Below are 25,057 nucleotides of genomic sequence, written 5' to 3'. Positions count from 1 at the left end.
AGGCTGTCGTCAGGGCCCGGGAAACAGGCGGAACAAGGAAACAGGGGATCATCGCGATGGGGGAAAGGTCCAGGTCCGGACGGCCCCGGCCGTCGATGGCGGACGTCGCCCGGCACGCGGGTGTCGCGCCGCAGACGGTGTCACGCGTGTCCAACGGCCACACCAACGTCGACCCGGCGACCCGGCAGCGGGTCGTGGAGTCGATGCAGGCGCTGGGCTACCGGCCGAACGGAGCCGCACGCGCGCTCAAGAGCGGCCGGTTCAACACGATCGGCGTCATCACCTTCACGCTCAGGACGTTCGGGAACACGCGCACGCTCGACGCCATCGCCAAGGAAGCCGCGCGCGCCAAGTACGCCGTCACCCTCATCCCCGTGCCGGACCCGACGATGGGCAGGCTCTCCGGCGCCTACGACCGGCTCAGCGAGGCGGCCGTCGACGGGGTGATCCTCGTCTTCGAGGCGCATCTCCTGGACGACGCGGAGTTCAGCCTCCCGCCGGGGGTGCCGATGGTGGTCGTCGACTCCGACACCGGCCCCGGCTACACCGTGGTGGACACCGATCAGGCGCAGGGCGCCCGTCAGGCGACGGAACACCTGCTGGAACTCGGTCACCGGCAGGTGTGGCACATCGCCGGACCCCTGACCTCGTTCTCCGCGGCCCATCGGGTCGAGTCCTGGCGGCAAACACTGCAGGAAGCCGACATCGTCGCGCCCCCGGTGCTGCACGGCGACTGGACCACCCGCTCCGGATACCTGCACGGGCTCACTCTGGGGCGGCGGCCGGAGGTCACGGCGATCTTCGCCGCGAACGACCACATGGCGCTCGGCGTCATGCGTGCCCTGCACGAGCTCGGCCGCCGGATTCCCGAGGACGTCAGCGTCGTGGGGTTCGACGACATGGAGGAGACCCAGGCCTTCTGGCCGCCGCTGACCACCGTGCGGCAGGACTTCGCCGCGGTCGGCCGGCTCAGCCTGCAGAAGCTGCTGACCAAGATCGACCGGACCGGGCCCGACCTGGTCGACAAGACCCTGGTCCCGACCCGGCTGATCGTCCGCGCGAGCAGCGGAAAGCCGCCGTCCTCGCCGGAAGGCGAAGCACGGCGGCCCTGACCGGTACGGGCCCGGCGAGAGTGATCGCCGGGCCCGCACGGTTCGGATCAGTGGTCGAGTCGGTGGTGAGGGTCAGACTCCCGGGTCAGGGGCCAGAGCCCCTGACCCGAGCCCCCGGTCAAGGTCCCGGGCCCCGGGTCGGGTCGGTCGCCGGGGGGCTACTGTCCCGGGCCTCGGGCGCAGGCGTCAGCTCCTGGCCCACTGCTGGTTGGTGCTTCCGTTGCAGTACCAGACGTCGACCGACGTGCCGTTGCCGGTGCCCGCTCCGGCCGCGTCCAGGCACAGCGCCGGGTTCGCGACGCTCGTCACCGAGAGGTCCGCGTTCACGTTCCACTGCTGCGCCGTCGCGCCGGTGCAGTCGGAGATGACCACCGGGTCTCCCGCGGAGGCTCCGGTGCCGCCCACCGTCATGCACTTGTTGCCGTAGACGGTGAACTGCTTGGCCGCGTTCCAGTTCCAGGACTGGTTGCCGCCGGCGTTGCAGTCCCAGAGGTCGAGCTGGGTGCCGTTGGCCGTGCTGAAGCCGGGCACGTCGACGCAGCGGCCGGAGCCCACTCCGCGCAGAACCTCACCGGGAGGCGCGGGCGGCAGGTTGTTCACGGGCGGGGTCTTGCCGAAGCCGTATCCCCAGCGCAGCAGCGCGACTCCGGTTGCGCTGTTGTCCACCAGGTTGCCCTTTGAGTCCAGCGACTCGATCGAGTACGCGTCGCCGAACCTCAGGCCCGGCCAGTACACCAGTCCCATCCCCTTGCTGCGGGCGGTGTTCGCCACGGCCGCGAGATACGAGGTGTAGATGTTGCCGTTCCACGCGCCGTAGTTCAGACCGATGGTCATGGGAGCGCCGGCCTCGTCGATGATGGTCCGGCCGGCGTACTTGCCGAGGCGGGCCTCCAGGTCGGCGGTCCAGTCCGACTGCTGGGTGTAGCTGTTCCAGAACCCGTAGAAGTGCAGCGACAGCAGCGTTCCCCGCAGCGCGCGGGCCGCGCCGACCCCGGTGACGTTGTCGTTGTAACCGGTACCGCTGATCACGACACGACCGCGCGGGACGTCCTTGTGCTGGGCCAGCCAGCCGCTGGTGACGGACACCCACTGGTCCAGGGTGTAGCCGTGCGGCTCGTTCATGGGCTCGAAGTAGACCCGCGGGTTGTGCTTGTACTCCCGCACCACGGTGTTCCACATCTTCTTCCAGGAGGCCGTGTCGTCGACCAGGCCGTCCTTGCTGGTGTCGGCCTCCCAGTAGCTGACGATGACCTTGTCACCGTGGGCCGTGGCCGCGTCGATCGTCGCCCGGTACGACTTCCACCAGGTGGTGCCCACGGTCGCCGGGTTGATCGGCAGGCGCAGCGTGTTGGCGCCCAGGTTCTTCTTGAAGCCGCTCACCATACGGCCGGTGGTGCGGTACACCGTGCGGTAGTTGTCGGTCACCTTCAGCCCGCTGGGCACCACGGCGTCACTGGCGTAGTTGTCCCGCGGGTCCGCCCAGTTGACCCCGCGGAAGTCACTGGTACCGCCCTTCGGCGCGGGCTTGGTGGGCGCGTACGAGTCGGCCGACGTCGTGACGGCCGGCCGGGCGACGGCGGGTGCGGGGGCGGTCAGCAGCATGAGTGTCGCGCCGAAGCCGGCCATGAGCACACTGGCCAGTCTTCTCGACCTCGTCGGGGTCTTGGTCATGTCGTCTCCAGTGACGGAAATCGCGGGGCGGAGTGCGGGTTCGTCACCTGAGCCGAGGCAGTGAGGAACCAGGGTCCGGGTCCGGTCCGGATACAGGTACTCGGGCCCGTGTGAACCGCCCATGGTTACGTAACCATGGGCCGGACACTGGCACGGTACCCGCACCGATGACAAGACCCGTGACCGCGTGGGGTTCCCGGTCCCGGTCCCGGCGCCGCCGTCACCGTCGCCGCGCTTCGCGCCGGACCCGGGCCCATGCGTCACCGCACACGGAGGAAGGAGACCCGGGACGGGTGGGGACGGGGAGTGGTGAGGCGCGAGGCCGGCGAGGTGCGCGTGGGTGAGCGCGAGACTCCGAGGGACGGCGACCCCGCCGACGCGAGAGGTCGGCTCCGGCGAGCGGACGTCAAGGCCGGCCACCTCGCGGCTCAGGCGGTCCGCCGTCTCCGACAGCACCGGCGGGATCAGCCGCCGCAGCCTCCCGATTCGGCTGCGCGCACCGGGAGTTCGCGAAGGCGACGATCGGCGGAGGATCGCGCGGGCGGACCAGGCGCGCATCCGGTGGGCGCCGACCGCCGCAGAGGGCCGGGCCAGGGCCGCCGGGACCGCCAGGGCAGTACTGCCGGGCCGGGACCGCCAGTGCGGAACGGTCGAGGCCGCGCGCCGGGGCGATGGGGCGGGGCGGTCGAGGCCACAGGCCGGGGTGCTGAGGCGGGGGGCGGAGCGGTCGAGGCCGCGCGCGGGAGCCGATGGCGCAGGCGATCGCCGCCACCCGTCCCGGCGGGCGGGCTTGGCCGGACTTGGCCGGCGTCCGCTGCGCCGTCGGAATCCCCGGCCGCTACGAGCGGCACGCCGCCAAGATGCTCCTCACCCTCGCGTCCCGAGACGGGGAGGCGTCACGGTGGCGGTCGCCGCCTCCACGGCGCCACCGGTGACGTCGACTGGTGTGCGGTGCGGTGGGCGCCGACCGGTGGCGCGGTGCTCCGCGAGGACACCGGCCCGTGCGGCCGTCCCACCGAGGCTCACGGGACTCCTTCGTCGAACCGGTTCACGTGAAGGGAAGGTAGGAGGTGACTGCGCGGGTGTCAATACCTCTCACACGCCGTCCGCCGCGCCCCCGGAAACCCGTAGGTTCGACCTCGCGTCAACCTGCCGCCTACGCGTCCACCGCGCCCACCAGGAAGAACGGAGCGCACCGCCCTCCACCGAAGCGTCCGACCGCGGCACGGGACCCCGCAGAGGCGGTGCCCGAGTCGGGGCGCTCGCGTCGAGTCCGACCCCCGCTTCGGCTCCCCGGAATTCACGGACGTCGGAGGTATTGACGCATCCTGCTTCCCACACTTACCGTCTGCCCGAACATACGAACACTGTGCGATATTTCGGACAACTTGCCTCGGCCGAACGGGACTCGGCGGCGCAGGTTTCCCGGCCCGAGGGCCGCGACGGCATCCCCTCCACGCCACAGCGGTCACCACCAGGCCGACGCAGTCATCCGCAGAACGACAGGAGACGTACATGTCCGCGCTGCGCGCACGGCTGTCGGCGATATTGCTCGCCGCGTGCCTGCTCTTCACAGGTCAAGCCCTGACCACACCGCAACCGGCCGCCGCCGCCGACCCCGGCTACCTGATGGTGCACTTCACCGGGGAAGGGTCGACCAACCAGCAGATGTACCTCTCGCACAGCACGGACGGCGTGCACTGGAGCGACCTCAACGGCGGCGGCATGGTCCTGCGCTCCACCGTCGGCACGAAGGGCGTGCGCGACCCCGCGTTCGTGAGATCCCCCGACGGCAGTAAGTACTGGATCATCGCGACCGACCTGTGCATCGACTGCGGACAGACCTGGAGCCAGTCCATCAACGACGGCAGCCGCAACCTCGTGGTGTGGGAGTCGACCGACCTCGTCACCTGGTCGCAGCCGCGGCTGCTGAACGTCGCCGGCGCGATCCCCGACGGGCGCAACGCGTGGGCTCCGGAGGCGATCTGGGACCCGGCCAGCAACGACTACGTCCTGTACTGGGCGACGAACGTGCCCCTCAACGGCGCGACCAAGCACCGCATCTTCTACGCCCACACCAGCGACTTCCGCACCATCAGCGCCCCGCAGACCTACATCGAGCGCCCCGGCTCCCAGGAGATCATCGACACCCAGATCATCGAGGTCCCGGCCGGTGTCGGCAACTACCGCTACGTGCGGGCCTCCGGCGACGGTCAGATCACCCTCGAAGGCAGCAACTCGATCCTCGGGACGTGGACCAACCTCGGCAACCTCTCCGGCATCGGCCTGACCGGGTCGATGGTCGAGGGCCCGATGTGGATGAAGTTCAACGGCACCAACAAGTGGGCCCTCTACCTGGACCAGTACGCCACCGGTGGCGGCTACATGCCGGTCCTGACGACCGACCCGTCCAACCCCGCCGCCTACCAGAAGCAGACGTCGAGCAGCTACAACATGGGCGGCACGAAGAAGCGCCACGGCTGGATCATGAACCTGACGGCCGCCGAGGAGAGCCGTGTCCTCGCCCGCTGGCCCAACACCCCGGCCAACCGGCTCCAGTCGTACAACTTCCAGGACCGGTACGTCCGGCACACCAACTTCGACGTGCGCATCGACCAGAACGTCACCAGCGAGGACGCCAAGTTCCGGATGAGGCCCGGCCTGGCGGGCACCGGCACCGTCTCCTTCGAGTCGGTGAACTTCCCCGGACACTTCCTGCGCCACTCCAACTTCGACTTCCAGCTGGCCTACAACGACGGCACCGCCCAGTTCGCCGCGGACGCGACCTTCCGTCAGGTCGCCGGCCTCGCCGACTCCACCTGGTCGTCCTTCCAGTCGTACAACTACCCCGACCGCTACATCCGCCACTACGCCTACGAGCTGCGGCTGGACCCGATCACCACCGCGACCGGACGCAGCGACGCCACCTTCCGCGTCACGAGCTGACCCGACGACCCGACCGGATGCCGGCGCTCCGCTGCGAGCGCCGGCATCTCGGTCCGCGCACGCCGACCCAACGCATCAGTGCCCGATGGAGGTCACCTCACATGCGTCAGAGATTCAGACCCGGCAACCGTCTGGTGGCCGCACTGTGCGGCTCTCTGCTGTCCACGACCCTGCTGGCCGTGGGGCCCGGGGCCACCGCCGCCCAGGCAGCCGACGACCCCAACGCCGTCGCGCTCGACAAGGACGCGATCCTCGCCGCCAACCAGCTCGACGAGCGGCAGTGGTACAAGGACAACATCCCGTTCGTGGACACCCCCGACAACGACATCGACGACGTCTACTACTACCGGTGGAGCACCTACAAGCGCGCGCTCCGCTACACCGTCCCGGGCACGGGGTACGTGTCGACCGAGTACGACGTGCCGATCGGCTACGCCGGCAACCCGTACACGGCGCTCCCGGACGCGACCGGCTATCACCTGCTGGACGGACGCTGGCTGCACAACCGCGACTACGCCGGTGACTACCTGGACTTCTGGCTGCGCGGCGCGGGCAACCCGGGCGCACGGAACTTCAGCGAGTGGATCACGAGCGCCGCCTACCAGCGCTATCTCGCGACCGGTGACGCCGCGCAGATCAAGTCGGCTCTCCCGCACCTCATCGCCCTGTACAAGCGGTGGGACTCCAACTTCACCACCGACATCACGGTGAACGGCACCCAGTCGACCAGCGACCTCTACCACCAGAGCCCGCTGTCCGACGCCACGGAGTACACCGAGACGTCGATGCACAGCAGCAACTGGTTCAGCGGCGGCCGCGGTTACCGGCCCACGATCAACGCGTACATGTACGCCGCCGCCCAGTCGATCAGCAAGATCGCCACCATGACCGGGGACACGGCGACCGCGAACGACTACGACGCGAAGGCCGCGCAGCTCAAGGCAGCGGTGCAGAACTCGCTCTGGGACCCGCAGCGCAACTTCTTCATGCAGGTCTACAACACGGACGGCACCAACGGCGCCCTGCAGCAGACCCGGACGACATGGCGCGAGCTGATGGGCTACGCCCCCTGGGCGTTCAACCTGCCGGACGCGCAGTACTCGTCGGCGTGGAAGTACCTGGCGGACCCCAAGAGGTTCAAGGCGCCGTTCGGGCCCACGACCCTGGAGCGGGTGCACGACTTCGAGGCCGAGCAGGCCACCCGCAACCACGCCAACCTGTTCACCTCGTCGACGGCCTCGAACGGCCAGTACATCGGGCAGATCGACTTCGCCGACAGCTACGTCACGTTCACCGTGGACGCGCCCGGCGCCGGCACGTACCCGGTGACCGTCCACTACGCCAACGGCACCAGCGGCACGTCCACCCACCAGCTCGTCGTCAACGACGACACCGCGCACCCGATCACCGTCAGCTACGCGCCCACCGGCGCCTGGCAGAAGTTCTCGGAGTCGCAGGCCGTCACCGTGCAGGTCCCGTTGAAGGCCGGGGCCAACACGCTGAAGTTCGCCAAGGGCACGAGCTTCGCCGAGCTCGACCGCATCACGGCGAACCCGTACTTCAACTACCAGGCCATCCCGGCCCAGCAGAACCGCGACGACGCCAACTGCTGCCACTGGAACGGCCCGAGCTGGCCCTACCAGACGAGCCAGGTCCTCACCGGCATGGCGAACCTGCTCCAGGACTACCCGGCGCAGAGCTACGTCACCAAGGCCGACTACGCGACCATGCTGGCCCAGTTCGCCGACCTCCAGCACAAGGACGGCAAGCCCTACATCGCCGAGGCGGCGAACGGCGACACCGGCGACTGGATCTACGACGGCCTCAACTTCAGCGAGAACTACAACCACTCCAGCTTCAACGACCTCGTGCTCACCGGGCTGCTCGGCATCAAGCCGCAGGCGGGCAACACTCTCGTCCTGAAGCCGCTGATCCCGGCGGGCTGGGACTACTTCGCGGTGGAGAGCCTGCCGTACCACGGGCACACCTACTCGATCCGCTGGGACCGCGACGGCACCCACTACGGCAAGGGCAGCGGCCTGCAGGTCTTCCAGGACGGCGGCCGTATCCTCCAGTCCGCGACCCTCGGCAACACCACCGTGAACGTGGCCTCCCCGGTCACCCCGGCGCAGCCCGCGCGGATGATGAACGTGGCCGCGAACCCGCTGACCGCCGAGCAGGACTGGCTGGGCCGCGCCATCACCCAGCCCTACCCGAAGGCCTTCGCCTCCTACACCAACACCGTCTCCAACGGCCCGCACTGCCACAGCGGCCAGACCTGCAAGCCCACCACCTTCGACGCCCCGCTGCGGGCCACCGACGGCTGGATCCGCTACGACAAGACCCCCGACGACCGGTGGACCAACTCCGGTTCGCCGAACTCCACCGACCACCTCGGCGTCGACTTCGGCGCACCCCGCAAGATCAACGAGGTGAAGTTCTACACCTACGACGACGGCGCGAACATCCGTGTCCCGGCGAGCTACACCGTCCAGTATCTCGACAACGGCTCATGGGTGAACGTCCCGAACCAGACCAGGAGCCCGGCCGCACCGGTCGCGAACAACGTCAACGAGGTGACGTTCCCGACGATCACGACGTCCCAGTTCCGGGTCGTCTTCACGCCCCAGGCCGGCAAGTTCGTCGGCGTCACCGAGCTGGAGTCCTGGTACCCGGAGACCCCGGCCGTGAAGATCGTCAACAAGAACAGCAACCTGGAGCTCGGCATCTCCGGTTCCTCGATCAGCGCGGGTGGTGCCGCCCAGCAGCAGACGGCCGACACCACGGCCAACCACCACTGGAAGATCGTCCCCGCCGAGAACGGCTACTACAAGATCTTCAACGCCAACAGCGGCCAGGTCCTCGGCATCAAGGACGCCTCCAAGACGGCCGGCGCCGTCGCACTCCAGTGGGGCGACACCCTCACCTCCGACCACCTGTGGTCCCTGGTGGACGCCGGGGGCGGCTACAGCAAGATCGTCAACAAGAACAGCGGCATGGTCCTGGGCGTCCAGAGCATGTCCACCGCGTCCGGCGCCCCGGTCCTGCAGTGGGACGACAACGGCACTCCCGACCACCTGTGGCGCCTCGTCGCGGACGACGGTTCCACGCCGTTCGCCTCCTCCTGACCGGCCCTCCCCCGCCGCGGCGGCGTCCCCCGACGCCGCCGCGGCGGACCGGGAGGTCCAGGAACAGGCGGGAGCCCGGGTGACGCTCCCGGCGGCGGTCCCGGAGTCCGGGTCCGGCTCACGCGGGGTGCGCAGGGGGTACGGTTGCGGCATTGAGCGCACCTCGCACGCCGTCACCCGTTTCGGCGTCGCCCTCGGAGAACGGCACAGGCCGGCGCACGTCGGAGCCGGCCGGAAGAGAGCCGCACCATGCCTTTTGGCTCGTACAGCCACACCCCCTCGAGCGTCAGGCGCCGCGCGGCGCGATAGCGGATTCCCCGGTTGCCGGGATGCCTCCGAGGCGTCCCGGCATCTGGCGTACGCCCCCCGAACCGATCAAGAGGATGCGGACGCATGTACTCACAGGACTCGATCTCCGGCCACCGCCGCGGCCGCCCCGAACCGACTGCGGAGATGCTTTCCGGACTGGCCTGCCTCATCTGCACGACCGACTACCGGAACGCACCCGACACGGAGGCGGTGGTGGTTTCCCACCGGGACGGCAGGCAGCTGCTCGCCTGTCGTGGAACCTGCGCCCGCATCGCGTGCGGTGCGGTCGGCGGTCTGGACGAGACACCGCCGCCGCTGGCCGAGCGCGTCCGCGACCACCGGGCCGACGGCTCCTGACCCGTGTCCCGGGCAGCCACGGCAAGCGCGCCACGAACGACGCGAACGAGGAACGTATGAGCCTGTCGCGACTACCGCCGACGCGATGCCATGGCTCACCAGAGGTTGGAGGACACAGGGGCGGGGTGTTGTTGGTTCCGGGGCCGAAGTCGCGAGTGCGTCGCGTCTGACAGTAGCTACCATTAACTGTCCATGGAAGATAGTTCTACGGAAGTTGAGTGATGGCGGACGCCGACCTGAAGCTGCTGTACCGGGAGCTGGTCTCGCTGGAGATCGAGCTGTGGGACGGTATCGAGGGGCGGTTGAAGGCCGAGTACGACCTGCCGCTGACCTCGTTCGAGGTGCTGCACCTGCTGCATCAGCAGCCCGGGCGGCGGGTGCAGGACATCGCGGAGAAGTTCTCGATCACGGTGGGCGGCGCGAGCAAGGTGGTCGATCGTCTTGAGGCGGCGGGCCTGTGTGAGCGGCGGCCCAATCCGAACGACCGCCGTTCCTCGATCGTCGAACTGACCTCAGCGGGCCGGAAGCTGGTGGACGGGGCGCTGAAGGTCTTCGAGGAGGAGCTGGAACTGCGTATCGGGTCGGTGATTCCTGAGCGGTCCGTACGCGAGGTGACCGCGGTCCTCAGCACGCTGCGAGCAGCCGGACGCGCCCTGGACGCGGAGCGGAAGGCCGCCGCACAGACTCCGGTGCCGGCCATGCGGGCACCGAAGCAGCCCGGCGGGCCGGCATCGTGAGCCGCGACGGCCCGGCAGTGCCCGTGGGTTGACGAGCCGGAGCGGGACACACACAGCCCCGGCCCGTCGGCCCACAGTTCAGTCAGCGATACCGGCGAAGGCGATGACTTTGTCGATGCGGCCCCGGACGAGGAGGCTGCCGGGGCCACCGTTGCGCGCGGCGTACTCCTCGGCACGGTCGTCGCCCATGTACCGGGCGCCCAGGAGACCACCCCAGCGCAGCATGCCGTCCGGATCCTCGGAGATCGTCGCGCGGCCCTGGAGGAGGACGAACGCGTACGGGGGCCGGTCCTCGTCGACGCAGAGGGCGAACCGTCCGTCGCGGGCGAGGTTGCCGCCCTTGACTCCGTTCTTCTCGGTGGTGAGCACGATGTCGTCGCCATCGAGGAGGAACCAGACCGGTGTCACGTGAGGGCTGCCGTCGGCGCGGACTGTCGACAGTTTGCCGGTACGGGTGCCGTACGTGACGAACGCCCGCCACTGCTGCTCGGTCATCTTCCGCATGCGGGTGCCTTTCGTGTGCGTACGGATCACATCGTGGGTGTGCCCGGGGCCGCGTCGGCCCCGGGCACCACGGCTCTAGCCCCAGAAGGCGTCTTCGGAGGCCGGGTCGGCGGAGAAGAGCCACATCTCGGCGATCTTGCCGTTCTCGATGCGCAGGAGGTCGACGCCGTCCATGCTCATCGACGCGTTGTCGCGGCGGCCGGTGAAGTGGATGGTGGCGGTGACCAGGTCCCCGTTGCCCATGAGGGTGTGGATCTTGTCGATGGCGAAGGTGCCCCGGCTGGTCTCCATCATGCTGCCGAGCATCTGGAAAACGGCGCCCTGGCCCTTGTGCTCGCCGGAGAACTGGTTGTCTCCGGGCTGGTGCCAGACGATGTCGGCGTCGAGGAGTCCGCCGAGAGCGGCCATGTCTCCGGTCTGGACGGCCTGGAAGTAGGTGCGGGCGATGTCGATGTTCGCGCTGGTCACGTCGTGCTCTCCTTGGGTTCTTGTGCGGGGGCGGTGGCTATCGGGCGAAGTCGAGGCGGTCGGCGAGGCCGGCTTCGGTGAACGCGGCCTCGATCTCGTTTCGGCCTTCCTTGAAGTGGGCCCAACTGTCGTAGTGGGCGGGGACGACCCGGCGGGCGCCGAGTATCTGCGCGGCCCTGGCGCCCTGGGCACTGTCGAGGGTGAGCAGAGCGTTGTCGAAGGCGAAGGCCATGCGGGCTCCGCCGAGGAAGAGGACCGCGGTGTCGACAGGAGCGAACCTCCCGGCGATCTCCGTGACGTGCTCCAGGGCGGCGTTGTCGCCGCTGACGTAGACCGGCGGCAGGTCGTCGGAGGTGAGCACGAAGCCGACGACGTCGCCGGTGACCGGTTCGCAGCCGACGGGGCCGTGCCTCGCGGGGACGCCCGTGACGGTCACGGTGCCGCCGTCGGGCCTCCGGAGTTCGGCGGTCTCCCAGAAGGCCAGCCCCTGCGCGTTGCCGCCGAGACGACCGGCGCCGCTTTCGGTGGTGAGGACGACGGGGGCCTCGGGCAGGAAGGCCCGGCCTGCGCTGTCGAGGTTGTCGTCGTGCGTGTCGTGGGAGAGAAGGATGGCGTCGATGCCGCCCAGGTCTGCGGCGGTGACGGGCGACGGGTCGGTCTTGACGAGCTTGTGGTCACCGGGGAGAGGCATGGGGTACTCGCCGGGCGGGTCGAAGGTGGGGTCGGTGACGAACCTGAGCCCGCCGTACTCGATCAGGGTGGTCGGGCCGCCGTATACGTGGACGGGGATCCTGTCGCTGACGGCGCTGATGCCGGACATGGGGGCCTCCCGGTCGGGGGACTGTGCGGACGTGAGCCCTGCGGGTGGCTCCGGCAGGGGAGGGGACGAGAAGGGAAGGGGCGGAAGGAGAAGGACTGTCGTCCGTGCTGCGGGACAGACCGTCGGGCGGGTGTCGTGCGGCGGCCCGCGCAGCCGGTCAGGGGGTGGGCACGGAGAAGACGCCGAAGTGGTTGCCGGCCGTGTCCTTCAGCCGGGCGAAGGTGAAGCCCGCGGAGTCGGAGACCGGCTCCATGAGCACCTCGGCGCCCAGTTCACCGGCGCGCTCGACGGTCGTCGTGACGTCCTGGACGAGGACGTAGAAGATCGCATAGTTGGGGAACCCGCCCTCGGACTCCCACACGCCGCCCGTCGGCTGCTGGGCACCGGGCGGCATCACCGAGTGGTAGGTGACGCCCGGGGTGTTGGTGTTGGCGACGTAGTTCCAGTCGAACAGCTCGCCGTAGAACTTCTTGACCTTCTCCGGCTGGTCGGTGCCGAACTCGAACCAGGCGACCGAGTTGAAGGCGGGAACGGTCATGACGCTCACTCCTTGACAGTCCCATTTGGGAACGAACATGACTCTCCGGGGTGTGCTTGATCCGGGGGTGATCGCCGCTGATCCGGGGGTGATCGAGGCTCTCCTCCGGAACGGCTCACGAGCGCCCGCCTGCGGGGCGGGAGATCGAGGCCCCGGACCAGTTGCCCACCCAGCAAACCATTTAGATTCCATGGAATCAACTTCCAGAGATTATTGTTCCTCGTGATGCAGGTCTGGCGTCCAGCCGCCTCGCGCCGGGCGCGGGCGGCCGGCAACGGAGAGGGAGCCCCTCATGGAACCGGTCGAGATCGAGGCGAAGACCCTGATCCAGAAGTCGAAGACCCCGTCGAACGACTATGTGATCAACCCCTGTACCGGCTGCGTTCCGGGCTGCGCGTACTGCTTCGCAATTCACGGCGCCACCGGCGCCCAGGGTGCCCCGTCGCCTCCGCCCTCACGGCCGCGGGCAGGTCCGTGACCGCTGTGACCCGCAACGAGCAGGCCGTCGTGGACGGCGCCCGCGTCGTGGCCGCCGCCCACTCCTCCCCCGCCGACCTGACCGACACCTACCGCGGTGCTGCAGGAGTGTTCGTCCACCTGCCGATCACCTCGGAAGAGGACCGCCATATCTTCGCGAGCAACATCCTCACCGCCGTCCAAACGGCCCAGCCGGCCCGCGTGGTTGTATCCCCAACGTGTCCTCAACACGCCCTGTGAGGACGACAACGGAGGCGGAAGCGGCCTGAGTCGCCGGCTCGGGGCGGGATGCGAAGCCGGCCGCAGCGGATTGCTCTTCCGACGGGCAGAGGCTCTGCCTCGAAAATGGGGGGTAGAGCCTCTGTAACGACAGTCACGAGCCACGCGTCTGCAAGCAGCGCATCCGGAGCAGCCAGCCGTTCCAGACGCCTCGCTCGGCAGGCCTCTCCGTCGGCTGCGCGCGGGGATGGCAGGTCCGAGCCACCTGCCGGTACCTGCGGGCCGGCAGACCGTTGGGCAGACGGCCCCCAGGGGCGGTTCCCCCGTACCCGCGCGGGCCACCCCGGACGGCGCCGTCGTGTTCCCCGACATTGTGCGGGTCCGCCGCTGGGGCTGGGCGGCCTGCCCTTCGAGGTGACCGAGATCGAGCTGCCCGAGGGAAGCATCCGCGCGCCGGCGCGTCCGGACGGACGACGCCAAGCTTCTCATCGGGCACCCGGTGTGGGACCGCTCAGCCCAGTGGCTGAGGATCCGCCCGGTCGAAGGGAGGGACATTCTCCGCTCGGGCCGGGCGTGGAGGCTGCTGGGTGAAGTGGCGGGCCGCGGCCAGGACAAGAACCGCCAGGGCGGCCGGTGCCGCGTAGGCGAGACGGAACCGGCCGGTGGAGCCGAGGAGCCCACTCACTGCGCCACCTGTGATGACACCGGCGTAGTTGAAGAGGTTCAGGCGTGCCAGGACCGCCGCCGAGGCCGCAGGACGCAGCCACGCGGCGGAGGCCAGGCACAGCGGAGCCAGCACGGACACCCCCAGGCCCACCACCCCGGCCGCGAGAACGGCGAACGGCCAGCTCGGTGCCGTGGCCATGCCTGCCAGGGCACCTGCGACGAGCAGGGCAGCGGTGCGTACGACGGCGACCCCTCCGAACCGTTGCACGAGTCTGTCCGTGGCGACGCGACCGATGACTGTGCCGGCCTGGTAGGCCGCATACGCCAGCGGAGCGACGGTGAGGGACGCGGCGAGGGTCCGGCGCAGGTAGACCGCCGACCAGGCCGAGACGGTGGAGTCGACGACGTAGACGACCAGGAGGACCAGGCCGAACGGGATGAGCCGGATCCACAGGCGGCGCCCCAGCGGCGGCTGCGTGGGGCTGTCCGACGGCCCCGCGGGGGAAGAGGGCAGGGCATGCGTGCGCACGCAGACGGCGAGGAGCAGCACGATGCCGGCCTGCACGCTCAGGCCGGCGGCCACGGGCCACTCCAGCCGGGCAGCCCCCGCCGTGAGCAGGGCCGCGACCACGCCTCCCACGCTCCATGCCATGTAGAAGGAGCCGAAGACGCTGCGGCCGTAGGCGCGCTCGATCGCTGCTGCCCGGGTGTTGGCACCGACGTCCAGGGCACCGACTGCAAGCCCGAAGATGACGTACGCGCAGACGACGGTCGCCTCGTCGGGGGCCCACCCGATCAGAACCAGCGTGGCGCCGGCCGTCAGCACGGCTCCGCGCATCGTGGCGACGGGACCGGCGTGGCGGATCGCGGCCAGCCCCAGGAAGCTGCCGCCCCCAGCCGTCAGCGCCACCGCGACCATCAGGGTGGTTGTCACGAGCGGAGCCAGTTTCAGGTGTTCGGTGACCGCTGGGACGGTCGTGTAGACGGCAGCGACGGACACGCCTTGCGCGGCGAACGCGAGGGTCGCGCCCCTTCGGGCGCCGGTCTTGGAGACCGGGTGCCCGGCCCTCACCCGGATTGGAGCAGTGCAGGACATGATGCGGTCTCGCCTTCGTTCCTTTGGGGGCCGGACTGAGCAGTCGGGGACCAGCGAGGCGAACGCCGTGCGGGTTGCGGAAACCGTAGTCAGGCGCCGGGGGCAGCCTCAGGACACGAGAGGCCGTACAGGGGACTTCGGGGGCCACAGCGCGCGACCGGTGACGTCGGCTGCCTACGGTGGTCGCCGAGGAGAAGGTGAGTGCGATGTCCCCTGCCCCCGGCCCGGCAGATCTGCCCGGGACCAGCCGCAGCACATCGGCGACGATCCAGCCGAACATCCTGCGCTACCTGGTCGTGGTCGCCGACGAGCACGGCGTCGATCTGCGGCCCCTGCTGAAGCGGATGGGACTGGACGAGACGGTCATGCGCTCCGCCGCGCTGCGGGTGTCGTACCGGCAGGGCAGCGCGGTGATCCGTCGTGCCCTGAACCTGACAGGGGACGAGCACCTGGGGCTGAAGGTCGGCGCGGCGCAGCACCTGACCGCGTGGGGTCTGCTCGGCTTCGCCCTGATGGCCGACGACACGCTCCACCACGCCATCGAGACCGGGGTGAAGTACCAGAACCTGTCCGGCGCGATGGTGGTGTGGTCGGCCGCTGTGAGTGAGGAGGACGACGCCTTCGTGCTGCGCGCCGACCTTCCCGATCCCGCCATGGACCCGGCCGTGGCTTGCTTCCTGAGCGAGGAGGCGTTCGCCTCCGTGGTCACCCTGTCCCGGCTGTCCGTCGGTCCGCTCTTCGCGCCGAGGGCGGTGGAGTTCTCGTTTCCGTCCCCGCGCCAACTGGACATGTACGAGGCCCTGTTCGGCTGTCCTGTCCGTTTCGGCGCCGCCGTCAATCGCTTGGTCATCGACCCCGCGTGGGCGCGTACCCGGATGCCCGGCCGGGATCCCGTGAGCTACGCGTCGACGCTGGAGATGCTCGACGCGCAGCTGGCTTCCCGCCGTGACCAGCAGGATCTGCTGGAGGTGCTGGAGATCTCCGTCGCGCAGGGCCTGCCGTTGGTGCCGTCGTTCAGTGAGCAGGCGCGGCGGCATGCGACGAGTGAGCGGACGCTGCGCCGTCGGCTGGCCGAGTGCGGCACGACGTACGAGGCACTCGTCGAGGGAGTGCGCCGGGAACGCGTCGAGCAGTTGTTGCTCCGCCCGGAACTGACCCTGCGCGACATCTCCCGCCGGGCGGGGTTCTCCGACGAACGGGCGCTGCGCCGCGCGGTACGCCGCTGGCACGGCACTTCCCCGGTCCAGCTGCGGGAGCGGATGCGTACGGCTCGCCTCTGAGGCCGGGATCAGCGGGTGCGGATCCAGACCGCCTTCTCCCGGGTCCACTGCTCGAAGGCGTTGGTGGACTTCTCCACGCCCCCGAATCCGGACTGCTTCCAGCCGCCGAAGGGGGTGGTGATGTCGCCCTCGCTGTAGGCGTTCACGGAGATCACACCGGCCTCGATGCCGCGTGCCAGCCGGAACGCGCTGTCGAGGTCGCGTGTCCATACGGACGCGGCGAGCCCGTACTCGGTGGCATTGGCCATACGTACCGCCTGGTCCTCGGTGGTGAAGGTCTGGACGGTGACGACGGGACCGAACAGCTCCCTGGTGAGGACGTCACTGCCGGCGGGGGCCCGGGTGATCACGGTGGGCGGGTAGTAGGCGCCGCGCGGGGGCAGTCCGTGGGGCAGGCCCCCGGTGTGGATCTGGGCTCCCCCGTCCCGGGCGGCCTCCACGGCTCCCGCGACCCGGTCGAAGGCGGCGTGGTTGATGAGCGGCCCGATCTGCGTGCGCGGGTCGGCCGGACGGCCGATGACGAGCTCTCTCGCCGCGGCCGTGAACCGCTCCAGGACCTCCTCGGCGATACTGCGGTGAACCAGGACCCGGGAGCCGGCCGTGCAGTTCTGCCCCATGGTCAGGAACGCGGCCTCGATCATGTTGTCGATCAGCTCGTCCCCGTAGGCGAGCGCATCGGGCATCAGTACCTGGGGACTCTTGCCGCCCATCTCCAGTGAGACGCGCTTGAAGTTGCTGTCGGCCGCGTCCTTGAGAATACGGCGGCCGGTCGCGGTGGAGCCGGTGAAGGACAGCACCCCCACGAGGGGATCACGGGCGAGGGCTGCCCCGGCTTCGGAACCGTACCCGGGCAACACCGTGAGCACCCCGTCGGGCAGGCCGGCCTCGGCTGCGAGCGCGGCCAGGTGCAGGGCGGAGCGTGGGGTCGCCTCGGCGGGCTTGACCAGCAGACAGTTGCCTGCGGCCAGGGCCGGTCCGACCTTCCAGGCGGTCATGGCCAGCGGGTAGTTCCAGGGCAGGATCGCCGCGCCGACCCCGACCGGTTCGCGGCTCATGAGACCGAGACCGTCGGGCGCGCTCGGCGCGATGCGGCCGAAGGCCTTGTCGGCCGCCTCGGCGAACCAGCGGATCGTCTCGATCGCGCCCGGTACGTCGCCCGTACGGCACTCCGTGATCGGCTTGCCCGCGTCCTCGCTGTCCAGCCGGGCGAGGATCTCGGCGTCGCGTTCCATCAGGTCGGCCAGCCGCAGCAGCACCGCGGCGCGCTCCCGGACCGGCCGCCGCGACCACACCCCGGCGTCGTGGGCCCGCCGGGCCTGCTCGGCGGCCTTGGCGACGTCGTCGGCGCTCGCGGCGGGCAGGGTGGTGATCGGGTCACCGGTGGCGGGGTTGACGACCAGCAGCGTCTCGTTCGTGGTCATGCCTCCTCCACCAGCTCCCAGCGCCCCTCTGTCCGGCGGACCAGTCCGCGTCGGCGGAGTTCCTCCAGATAGCGGGCCATGCCGCGGTCACCGCGCTTGCGGAACAGCGGGAAGACCCGGGGCAGCAGGTTCGGCATGAGCATCGCGAACCGCACCAGACGGGACTCACCGGGCCGGGGGTAGGCCTCCAGCCGGGGCTTGTCCAGCAGGCTCACCACGGCCGCGACGACGTCGGCGGGCTGCTGGGGCCGGTCCTGGAACTGCAAGGAGTTCCCGCCGTCCACGGCCTCCTGGCGCAGCATCCGGGTGTCGGTCGCCGACGGGAGCACCGACCCGGCCAGAATGCCTCTGCTCCTCAGATCGAGCCCGATGGCGAGCATCGCGCCACGCAGACCGAACTTGGAAGCGGTGTAGATCGGGGTCTCGCCCAGCGGGAAGATCCCGCCGAGGGAGACCGTGGTGACCACCCGGGCGTCCCGTGAAGCCGTGAGAAGAGGAATGGCGATCCGGGTCGCGACCAGCGGTGAGGTCAGGTTGAGGGTGATCTCCCGCTCGATGCTCTCGACGCTGCGGACGTCGAAGCGTTCCGCGCTGGTCATACCGACGTTGTTGACGAGAACGTCTAGGCGACCGTGGGCATCGGAGACCCGTTCGAAGAGGCGCTCCACCTGGGCGCGGTCCATCAGGTCGCATCCGATACCGGTGTGCCCGGCGCCTGGAAGCCCGGCGGCGACCTTCTCGGCCCGGGCCTCGTCGATGTCGACGACGACGCAGCGGGCGCCGCCGGAGGCGAAGCGACGGCACAGAGCACTCCCGATGCCGCCCGCACCGCCGGTCACCAGCATGACCTTGTCGGTGAAGTCGAACCCGCTCATGCCACAGCCTCCGCGCGTCGCAGGGACCGTGCCGGGGGCGGCTGGCCCTCGGTACGCCAGCCCATGTCCCCCGCGACCTTGCCCAGGTACTTCACGAAGGCCCCGCTGTCGACGTAGCCGGTGTGGCGGGGCGAGTCGACGAACCGCAATCCGCCGGACAGATCCGGGCGGTCTGAGCGGATCATGCGGGCGAAACGCTCCGCGTTCGGCAACCGGTGCCGCGCGTCATGGACGTACCCGGCGATCAGTTGCGCCTGGGAGTCGAAGAGCTGGTACGCACCGGAGTTGGTCTCGACGAAGCCGATGCCGAACAAGCCCTCGTGCTCGCGCGAGAACGACGACAGGTACAGGTCCGGGTGCTGCTCGTCGCCGAAGTACCGCTGCGCGACCGGAACTCTGTGGACGTAGCCCGTGGCCAGGAGGATGAGATCGAAGTCGTCGCTCGTTCCGTCGGTGAAGTGCACTGTTCGGCCCTCGGCGCGGGCGATCCCGGGCTTGGCCGTGATGTCACCGTGCTGGAGGTGGTGGATCAGCATCGAGTTGATGGCCGGGTGGGTCTCGAACAGCTTGTGGTCCGGCTTCGGCAGTCCCAGCCGCGCCGGGTCGCCGTTGAGGATCCGCAGGAGGGCGCCGAAGACGCGCTGCGCCAGCCACATCGGCAGGTGCGGCCCACTGTTGGCGAGGGTGTCCACCGGCCGGCCGAACAGGTGCTTGGGAATGAACCAGTACCCGCGCCGCATGCTGATCACCGCGTGGTCCGCGGTCCGGGCCGCGTCGCACGCGATGTCGCAGCCGGAGTTCCCCGCACCCACTACCAGGACCCGCTTGCCCCGCAGTTCCTCCGCGCTGCGATAGCCGACGGTGTGCCGGACTTCCCCGCTGAACTCCCCCGGCAGTTCGGGGACGTTGGGGTGCCACTGCGAGCCCGTGCACACGACGACCTGCCCGTGCACGCTTTCCCGCCCGCCGGCCCGGGTGACCGTCCACGTTCCGTCCGCGTTCTTCTCGACGTTCTCCACCTCGACGCCGAACTCGACGCGGTCCGTCAACCCGTAGGCGTCGGCGAAGGTCCGCAGGTACGACAGGATCTGCCGGTGGGGCGGGTAGTCAGCGAAGTGGTCGGGCATCGGAAAGCCACCGAAGCCCGACAGCGTCCTGCTGGAAATGAAGTGGGCCGACTCGTACATGGGGCTGCCGGGATTGTCGATGTCCCAGATGCCGCCGGGCCCGGTGTGCCGCTCAAGGTGCGTGTACGGCAGATTCCGCTCCGCCAGGGCCCTGGCGACTGCCAGCCCAGCAGGTCCCGCCCCGATCACGCACGTGTCGAACTGGTTTGCCTTCACGGGCCCGCCTCCTCGTTCATCCCTCTTCACGGGTGTTGAAGGAAACGTATGCACCCGCCGCTCCACGGAAACTGACCCACGCGGCCACGGACCGGACCTCAGCGGCCGCACACGCCGGCCAAGCTGCCGCTGACGTTGCCGGCCGTCGCGGACGTCCTGGTGGCCGCGGGCTACTGGTCCTCGTCGAGCGGCAGTTCCAGATGTGCCCAGGCGGGCGTCTTCGAGTGGTACGGCCGGTGACAGCAGAAGTGCCTCGCTGCAGAGCGGGCCGGCGAACCGGACACCGAGCCGCGCTCATGGCGCAGACCACCCGCTGCTGGCCGCCCGAGAGCTGGGAGGGTCGGTGGCCGAGGCGGTCGGCCAGACCGACGGTCGCCACCACCCGGTCCAGCCACGCCTGGTCGGGCTTTCGTCCGGCGATGGACATAGGAAGAGTGATGCTCTCCAGCGGGCACGCCCAAGGTCCACCAGAGGGCTTCTCACTCCGACCGGCCGGAGCCTGGTGGAGAGGGCCGCGCGGCCACCCTTCGCAATACCTGCGTCCTCACAGCGTCCTCGAATTCGCCTCCGGCTCCCTTCCGGAGGCCGTTGACGCGACTCGACCACACCGCGGTCCGACACATTCACGCAGGTCAGCGCAGTGTCGAACCATCGCCGACGCAGGGACGGGCAGCGGATTCAGTCCGTGAGCCCGAGTTGGGGTTCCGGCACCTCAAAGAGACGTTTCCGCAGGTCACAGCCCTGCACTGGTGGGGCGGGTGGGACTCGAACCCACGGCCGACGGATTATGAGTCCTTTGAGGATCTTGGCGACCCTTGCCGATCAACGCCGATCCGTGGCGTTTTTGCAGGTCAGATGGGGTGAGTCGTGCCAGCGTTACTCGGCCCTTGCCAGTCCGTTCCCGTCCTTGCATCCCCAACGCGTCCCCACGGGACGGGGCCGGACACACACACCCGGGGGCTAGCGGCCCCTGCTGCCGACACCGTGACGGCCAGGAGGACCAAGCGGCCAGGCCCAGGACGGCCGGCCCGCACCAGGCGGCAGCCGCCCCTCCTTGCTGCTCCGACAGACGACCGGCTGCGGACCGGCAAACTCCATCTACGCCCACACCATCAGGGACAACAGGATCGGTTGCATACACTCATGAACCGCCCCCTCAATGCTCCAGGGGCAGGCCCGACAGGGCGTCGTCAGCCCACGGGGCGAGATCGGTGGGCAGCCCGCCGATGAGGGCGGTGAGCCGCTCGATCACGCGGACGGCATCGAGGTCGTAGTCGGCCGGCTGACCCCCGGTTCCACCGTCCTGCGTGTCGGCCGGCTCGTCCCTGAGCACAGTGAGGACGTCCCGTCCCTGGATCGACCACTCCATCACCTCTGCGGCCAGCATCGCCTCGATGGTCTTCTCGGTGACCAGTGCCTCGGCGAAGTCCGGCCGTAGCGTTTCGACTTCGAGGGCGTATCGAATGCGCCTGCCTCCCCCGCCGCGCAGCGCGACCCGAATGGACGGGAAGGCGGTGTCCAGGTGCACCGCGCAGACGGTCACGTGGTGCTGCTGCCAGGCCCGGAAGGGCGCGAAAGGTTCGGGCTCGAAGGCGTCGGCGATCGTGAATCGCACTTGACGGTACGGCTGCACGAGACCCGCCTCCGGATGGAGGAGGGCGCGGTGGCCGCCGCCCTGAACGACTTCACCGAACTCGCCGACCAGGCAGCCGAAGCCCTCGGCACGGGCCATGCCCTGGTACTCGACGCGCGAAGCCACGCTGCGCTGTGCCGGGGCCTGGCCGGCGACGCCGTCGGCGCGCGGGACGCCTGCGCCGCCCTCGTCGAGATGCTGGAACAGCGGCACGGCCCCGGCCATCTGCTCACGCTGAGCGCCCTCACCGATCTGGGCAGGTGGGCCGGCGAGGCGGGCGACACGCATGCGGCGGTCGACATCTACCTGCAGGCGGTGGCACGGTTGGAGTCCGCCGTCGGCCGCCTTCACCGGGACACCCTCATCGCCCGGCACAACCTCGCGTACTGGCGGGGACTGGCGGGCGAACGCCGGCTCGCCGTCGAGGAGTTCACCGCTGCGGCCGAGGACGCCGAGCGCGCGCTCGGCGCGGACCATCCGACCACGCTCACTTACCGCGTCAACCTGAGCTTCTGGCGCGGCCTCGCCGGCGAGCCGGCCATGGCGCTCGCAGAGTTGACCGAACTGCAGCCCAGGGTCGACAGGGTGCTCGGCGCCGACCACCCACGTGCGTTGCGGACCCGCCAGCAACGCGCCGAGCTCCTGGAACGCTCGGGGGACAGGGGCGGGGCTGCCACCCTGCTCACCTCGCTGCTGGCCGACATGATCCGTGTCCAGGGCAGCGGCCACCCGCGTACACGCGAGGCCGCGGAGGCGCTGGCACGCTGCGGCGAGCGGGAGATCCGGTGAGGTTCGTCGGTGTCCGTCAAGTCCTCGTATCCACCTCGCCGAGACAGCCGGCGGGGAGGAACCGCAGGGCGTTCGGCAGGAGAGTCAGGACCCCTCACGAACACCGCACGACCACCCGGAAGACCACCACAGTCTGGCCGATACTGACCTTGCACCGTGGCTGATCGCTCCTAAGACGGTTCAGTCGACGGCGTCGCGCAGTAGATCCCGCAGTTTCAGCGCCGCCGGTAGCGGGGCAAGAGGCAGCGCCACATGGACGGTCCGGCGCAGGGCCGAGTCGGTGAGGCGGCGCAGGACGAGTTCGTCGGGGACCGCCCGTGCGGCCAGCGAGGGCACCAGCGCCACTCCCAACCCGGCGGCCGCGTAACCGAACTTCGCCGTCCACTCCGCGATCCGGATGATCTTCCTGGGCGTGAAGCCCGCCCGCGCGCAGGCGTCGGCGAGCATCGTGGGACGGTCGCCGTACGCGCTGTGAAGCCATGCCTCGTCGTGCAGTTCACGCAGGTCGACCGCCCCGGCTCCGGCCAGGCGGTGCCCGCGTGGGAGAGCCACGAACAACTCGTCCTCGCACAGCACGGTCGTCGTGACACCGTCGGCCGACGGCAGACCGGACGGGTAGTCGCTGACGACGGCCAGGTCCAGCGCCCCGTCCGCAAGGCGCTGCATCAGCGTGTCGGTCCAGCCCTCCACCGCGACGACCTCCACATCCGGCCTGGTGTCCCGGAGCGCCCGCAGGGCGGTGGGCATCAGCGAGATGTTGGCGGTGGCAAACGCGCCTACGTGCAGCAGTCCGCCGAGCCCCGCGTGCAGCACGGCCAGCTCCCGCTCCGCCCGCGACAACCGGTCGAGCACCTCCATGGCGTGCCGGTGCAGTGTACGGCCGGCGGGATTGAGCCGTACGCCCCGAGGGAGGCGCTCGAACAGCGGCCCGCCGGTCTGCTGTTCCAGCGCGGCGATTCGCCGGGACACCGCGGACTGCGTGTAACTGAGGCGCACCGCCGCCTTCGTGAACGACCCCGTCTCGGCCACGGCCACCAGCAGCCGCAGCGCGTCGATCTCGAACACGTTTCTCCTTCCGAGATGTGCCTTCCCACAGCGCCATCCCTCCACGACACATTCCTTCAGTGCATTGATCCCATGCTATTCAGTCGCTGGTGGTATGCCGAGCCGGCCCATACCGTCGTTCGTGCGGCGGGGTCCGCAGGGGGAAGGCGCCCCGCCGCACCCGTGGCCCACGAGTTCCGAGGGGGAAATGTGTTGCGCCGAAGGAAGATTGCGACGGGGTGGGACCGGTGACCCGGGGAGCCGCGCTCTCGTTGCCGATGATGCTGGCCGATCTGGAGAGGCTCGTGCTCTGCGAGTCCTTCTCAGCCGACCACGCGGCGGTGGCGCGCAGCGCCGAGGTGGTCGGCGCCCTCGGGACGGCGCTGCTGGGCGCCGGACCGGAGACGATCGTGATCGACGGTGTGACCCACCTGCGGTGGACCTTCGGCACCCCGCGGGTCCTCCTGGTGGGACACCACGACACGGTGTGGCCCATCGGCTCTCTCCAGGACCACCCCTGGTCGGTGACCGACGGAATCGCCCGCGGCCCCGGGGTCCTGGACATGAAGGCGGGCCTGGTGCAGATGCTCCACGCGCTGGCCTCCCTGCCCTCCCCAGACGGGGTGTGCGTACTGGTCAGCGGGGACGAGGAGGTCGGCTCCGCGACCTCCCGGGAACTGATCGAGGAAGCCGCGCGGGGGTGCAGGGCCGCTTTCGTACTGGAGGCGTCCGCGGACGGGGAGGGTGCACTCAAGACCGCCCGCAAGGGCACTTCGAGGTACGAGATCGTGGTGCATGGCCGGGCCGCGCACGCGGGTCAGGAACCGCAGAAGGGGGTCAACGCGGCGGTCGAGGCAGCTCATCAGGTGCTGTCCGTCGCCGGCCTCGGAGCCTCGTTGCTCGGAGCCTCGTCGGGTGTCGCCGGCGGCGCCCACTCCGTCCTGGGCCTCGCGACCGTTACGCCCACCCTGCTGTCCGCCGGCACTGCCCGCAACACGGTGCCCGCGCTGGCCCGGGTGTCGGTGGACGTGCGCGTGCCGACGACTGCGGCACAGGACTGGGTCGACGAGCTCATGAGGGGCCTCAACGCCCGGACGCCCGGAGCCCGGCTCGAGGTGCTGGGCGGCAGGCAACGGCCACCCATGACACCGGAATCGTCCGCCGAACTGTTCGCCCTCGCCTCCCGGCTCGCCACGGAGTTGGGCCAGGAACCGCTGCGGGGGATCGCCGTCGGCGGCGCCTCGGACGGCAACTACACCGCGGCGGTGGGCTGTCCGACGCTGGACGGCCTGGGCGCCGTGGGCGCAGGCGCGCACGCGGACAGCGAGTACGTCGAGGTCGCGCGGATGGTCCCCCGCGCCCGTCTGCTGGCCCGGCTCATCGAGCACACGACCAATTGAACACGCGACCGAATGAAGCAGCCTTGACGAGGCCGCTTTGATACGAAACCGAGGCGCCTGTATGAGCGTGCCGGTTTCCCCGCCCCCTGAAGTCGCCGGACTGGCTTCCCGTGAAAACTTCGGCCTACCCGAACACACCTTCCTGCCGAAGAAGGAGATCGACGTACAGGAGAAGCGCGGCGGATGTTCATCGCCGCCTTCCTGGCCACCATCGCCTGCCTGGC

The 25,057-nt window shown here is 69.8% G+C and carries 21 protein-coding genes and 1 pseudogene; 10 read left to right on the top strand and 12 right to left on the bottom strand.

The genetic code is table 11. The annotated features are described in order from the left end of the window. Window positions 1-95: 95 nt before the first annotated feature. A complete protein-coding gene (locus C6376_RS16415) occupies window positions 96-1,112 on the top strand; it encodes a LacI family DNA-binding transcriptional regulator (RefSeq protein ID WP_254076387.1) in 1,017 nt (338 codons plus the stop codon). 186 nt (window positions 1,113-1,298) lie between these two features. On the opposite strand, the gene C6376_RS16410 is transcribed toward C6376_RS16415, so the two are convergent. Beyond that, entirely contained in the window at window positions 1,299-2,783 is a 1,485-nt protein-coding gene (locus C6376_RS16410; protein ID WP_107444097.1) for a ricin-type beta-trefoil lectin domain protein, read from the bottom strand. A gap of 1,515 nt (window positions 2,784-4,298) precedes the next feature. On the opposite strand from C6376_RS16410, the gene C6376_RS16405 reads away from it, so the two are divergent. The 4 genes from C6376_RS16405 (at window position 4,299) to C6376_RS16390 (ending at window position 10,260) form a co-directional block, all read left to right on the top strand. Then, window positions 4,299-5,729, top strand: coding sequence for a glycoside hydrolase family 43 protein (locus tag C6376_RS16405; protein WP_107444096.1), 1,431 nt, complete (start codon window positions 4,299-4,301; stop codon window positions 5,727-5,729). A gap of 101 nt (window positions 5,730-5,830) precedes the next feature. Next, window positions 5,831-8,857 carry an RICIN domain-containing protein gene (locus tag C6376_RS46145; protein WP_107444095.1) on the top strand — a complete coding sequence of 1,009 codons (3,027 nt, stop codon included), beginning with the start codon at window positions 5,831-5,833 and terminating at the stop codon, window positions 8,855-8,857. 393 nt (window positions 8,858-9,250) lie between these two features. Then, the gene (locus C6376_RS16395) at window positions 9,251-9,523 is read left to right on the top strand and encodes a hypothetical protein (protein ID WP_107444094.1); all 273 of its coding nucleotides are present in this window, start codon (window positions 9,251-9,253) and stop codon (window positions 9,521-9,523) included. 221 nt (window positions 9,524-9,744) lie between these two features. Continuing rightward, window positions 9,745-10,260: a MarR family winged helix-turn-helix transcriptional regulator gene (locus tag C6376_RS16390; protein WP_107444093.1), complete on the top strand. Its 516-nt coding sequence runs from the start codon at window positions 9,745-9,747 to the stop codon at window positions 10,258-10,260. 78 nt (window positions 10,261-10,338) lie between these two features. On the opposite strand, the gene C6376_RS16385 is transcribed toward C6376_RS16390, so the two are convergent. The 4 genes from C6376_RS16385 to C6376_RS16370 form a co-directional block, all read right to left on the bottom strand. Beyond that, window positions 10,339-10,764, bottom strand: coding sequence for a PPOX class F420-dependent oxidoreductase (locus C6376_RS16385; RefSeq protein WP_107444092.1), 426 nt, complete (start codon window positions 10,762-10,764; stop codon window positions 10,339-10,341). A 75-nt stretch (window positions 10,765-10,839) separates the two neighbouring features. Continuing rightward, entirely contained in the window at window positions 10,840-11,232 is a 393-nt protein-coding gene (locus tag C6376_RS16380; protein ID WP_107444091.1) for a nuclear transport factor 2 family protein, read from the bottom strand. A 37-nt stretch (window positions 11,233-11,269) separates the two neighbouring features. Beyond that, window positions 11,270-12,052 carry an MBL fold metallo-hydrolase gene (locus C6376_RS16375; protein ID WP_107444090.1) on the bottom strand — a complete coding sequence of 261 codons (783 nt, stop codon included), beginning with the start codon at window positions 12,050-12,052 and terminating at the stop codon, window positions 11,270-11,272. Between the two features lie 157 nt (window positions 12,053-12,209). Beyond that, on the bottom strand, window positions 12,210-12,590 hold the full coding sequence (locus C6376_RS16370; protein WP_107444089.1) for a VOC family protein: 381 nt from the start codon (window positions 12,588-12,590) through the stop codon (window positions 12,210-12,212). 292 nt (window positions 12,591-12,882) lie between these two features. On the opposite strand from C6376_RS16370, the gene C6376_RS45225 reads away from it, so the two are divergent. Both C6376_RS45225 and C6376_RS45220 read left to right on the top strand, forming a co-directional pair. Continuing rightward, a complete protein-coding gene (locus tag C6376_RS45225) occupies window positions 12,883-13,068 on the top strand; it encodes a hypothetical protein (RefSeq protein WP_254075963.1) in 186 nt (61 codons plus the stop codon). After that, entirely contained in the window at window positions 13,065-13,307 is a 243-nt protein-coding gene (locus C6376_RS45220) for a hypothetical protein (RefSeq protein WP_254075962.1), read from the top strand. Before C6376_RS45225 ends, C6376_RS45220 begins: the two co-directional genes overlap by 4 nt. 490 nt (window positions 13,308-13,797) lie before the next feature. Here the strand turns inward: C6376_RS45220 and C6376_RS16355 are convergent, their stop codons facing one another. Then, window positions 13,798-14,886 carry an MFS transporter gene (locus C6376_RS16355; protein ID WP_254075961.1) on the bottom strand — a complete coding sequence of 363 codons (1,089 nt, stop codon included), beginning with the start codon at window positions 14,884-14,886 and terminating at the stop codon, window positions 13,798-13,800. Window positions 14,887-15,254: 368 nt separating this feature from the next. Between C6376_RS16355 and C6376_RS16350 the strand changes: the two genes are divergently transcribed. Beyond that, window positions 15,255-16,328 (top strand): AraC family transcriptional regulator, encoded by a 1,074-nt coding sequence (locus C6376_RS16350; protein ID WP_107449001.1) that lies wholly within the window; start codon window positions 15,255-15,257, stop codon window positions 16,326-16,328. Between the two features lie 8 nt (window positions 16,329-16,336). On the opposite strand, the gene C6376_RS16345 is transcribed toward C6376_RS16350, so the two are convergent. The 5 genes and pseudogenes from C6376_RS16345 to C6376_RS16325 form a co-directional block, all read right to left on the bottom strand. Continuing rightward, a complete protein-coding gene (locus C6376_RS16345; protein ID WP_107444086.1) occupies window positions 16,337-17,749 on the bottom strand; it encodes an aldehyde dehydrogenase family protein in 1,413 nt (470 codons plus the stop codon). Then, window positions 17,746-18,624 carry an SDR family NAD(P)-dependent oxidoreductase gene (locus C6376_RS16340; protein ID WP_107444085.1) on the bottom strand — a complete coding sequence of 293 codons (879 nt, stop codon included), beginning with the start codon at window positions 18,622-18,624 and terminating at the stop codon, window positions 17,746-17,748. Before C6376_RS16340 ends, C6376_RS16345 begins: the two co-directional genes overlap by 4 nt. Further along, complete coding sequence (locus C6376_RS16335; RefSeq protein ID WP_173985656.1) at window positions 18,621-19,967, bottom strand: NAD(P)/FAD-dependent oxidoreductase; 1,347 nt, start codon at window positions 19,965-19,967, stop codon at window positions 18,621-18,623. Before C6376_RS16335 ends, C6376_RS16340 begins: the two co-directional genes overlap by 4 nt. Before the next feature lie 304 nt (window positions 19,968-20,271). Continuing rightward, window positions 20,272-20,415 (bottom strand): annotated as a pseudogene (locus C6376_RS45215) (ABC transporter ATP-binding protein); the annotation flags it as partial. A gap of 708 nt (window positions 20,416-21,123) precedes the next feature. Further along, window positions 21,124-21,582 (bottom strand): hypothetical protein, encoded by a 459-nt coding sequence (locus tag C6376_RS16325; RefSeq protein ID WP_159083212.1) that lies wholly within the window; start codon window positions 21,580-21,582, stop codon window positions 21,124-21,126. On the opposite strand from C6376_RS16325, the gene C6376_RS16320 reads away from it, so the two are divergent. Next, a complete protein-coding gene (locus C6376_RS16320) occupies window positions 21,583-22,389 on the top strand; it encodes a tetratricopeptide repeat protein (RefSeq protein ID WP_159083211.1) in 807 nt (268 codons plus the stop codon). Window positions 22,390-22,569: 180 nt separating this feature from the next. On the opposite strand, the gene C6376_RS16315 is transcribed toward C6376_RS16320, so the two are convergent. Beyond that, window positions 22,570-23,454: a LysR family transcriptional regulator gene (locus tag C6376_RS16315; RefSeq protein ID WP_107444082.1), complete on the bottom strand. Its 885-nt coding sequence runs from the start codon at window positions 23,452-23,454 to the stop codon at window positions 22,570-22,572. Window positions 23,455-23,714: 260 nt separating this feature from the next. On the opposite strand from C6376_RS16315, the gene C6376_RS16310 reads away from it, so the two are divergent. Further along, window positions 23,715-24,833: a M20 family metallopeptidase gene (locus C6376_RS16310; RefSeq protein ID WP_107448999.1), complete on the top strand. Its 1,119-nt coding sequence runs from the start codon at window positions 23,715-23,717 to the stop codon at window positions 24,831-24,833. The last annotated feature ends 224 nt before the right edge of the window (window positions 24,834-25,057 follow it).

The organism is Streptomyces sp. P3, assembly GCF_003032475.1.
In the GTDB taxonomy this organism is placed as follows: Bacteria; Actinomycetota; Actinomycetes; order Streptomycetales; family Streptomycetaceae; genus Streptomyces.
This window is presented reverse-complemented; position numbering and strand designations above follow the sequence as displayed.

Excerpts from the sequence above, each read along its gene's own strand:
- C6376_RS16415 (WP_254076387.1), top strand. The coding sequence starts at position 96 with ATGGCGGACGTCGCCCGGCACGCGGGTGTCGCGCCGCAGACGGTGTCA.
- C6376_RS16410 (WP_107444097.1), bottom strand. The coding sequence starts at position 2,783 with ATGACCAAGACCCCGACGAGGTCGAGAAGACTGGCCAGTGTGCTCATG.
- C6376_RS16405 (WP_107444096.1), top strand. The coding sequence starts at position 4,299 with ATGTCCGCGCTGCGCGCACGGCTGTCGGCGATATTGCTCGCCGCGTGC.
- C6376_RS46145 (WP_107444095.1), top strand. The coding sequence starts at position 5,831 with ATGCGTCAGAGATTCAGACCCGGCAACCGTCTGGTGGCCGCACTGTGC.
- C6376_RS16395 (WP_107444094.1), top strand. The coding sequence starts at position 9,251 with ATGTACTCACAGGACTCGATCTCCGGCCACCGCCGCGGCCGCCCCGAA.
- C6376_RS16390 (WP_107444093.1), top strand. The coding sequence starts at position 9,745 with ATGGCGGACGCCGACCTGAAGCTGCTGTACCGGGAGCTGGTCTCGCTG.
- C6376_RS16385 (WP_107444092.1), bottom strand. The coding sequence starts at position 10,764 with ATGCGGAAGATGACCGAGCAGCAGTGGCGGGCGTTCGTCACGTACGGC.
- C6376_RS16375 (WP_107444090.1), bottom strand. The coding sequence starts at position 12,052 with ATGTCCGGCATCAGCGCCGTCAGCGACAGGATCCCCGTCCACGTATAC.
- C6376_RS16370 (WP_107444089.1), bottom strand. The coding sequence starts at position 12,590 with ATGACCGTTCCCGCCTTCAACTCGGTCGCCTGGTTCGAGTTCGGCACC.
- C6376_RS45225 (WP_254075963.1), top strand. The coding sequence starts at position 12,883 with ATGGAACCGGTCGAGATCGAGGCGAAGACCCTGATCCAGAAGTCGAAG.
- C6376_RS16350 (WP_107449001.1), top strand. The coding sequence starts at position 15,255 with ATGTCCCCTGCCCCCGGCCCGGCAGATCTGCCCGGGACCAGCCGCAGC.
- C6376_RS16345 (WP_107444086.1), bottom strand. The coding sequence starts at position 17,749 with ATGACCACGAACGAGACGCTGCTGGTCGTCAACCCCGCCACCGGTGAC.
- C6376_RS16340 (WP_107444085.1), bottom strand. The coding sequence starts at position 18,624 with ATGAGCGGGTTCGACTTCACCGACAAGGTCATGCTGGTGACCGGCGGT.
- C6376_RS16310 (WP_107448999.1), top strand. The coding sequence starts at position 23,715 with ATGCTGGCCGATCTGGAGAGGCTCGTGCTCTGCGAGTCCTTCTCAGCC.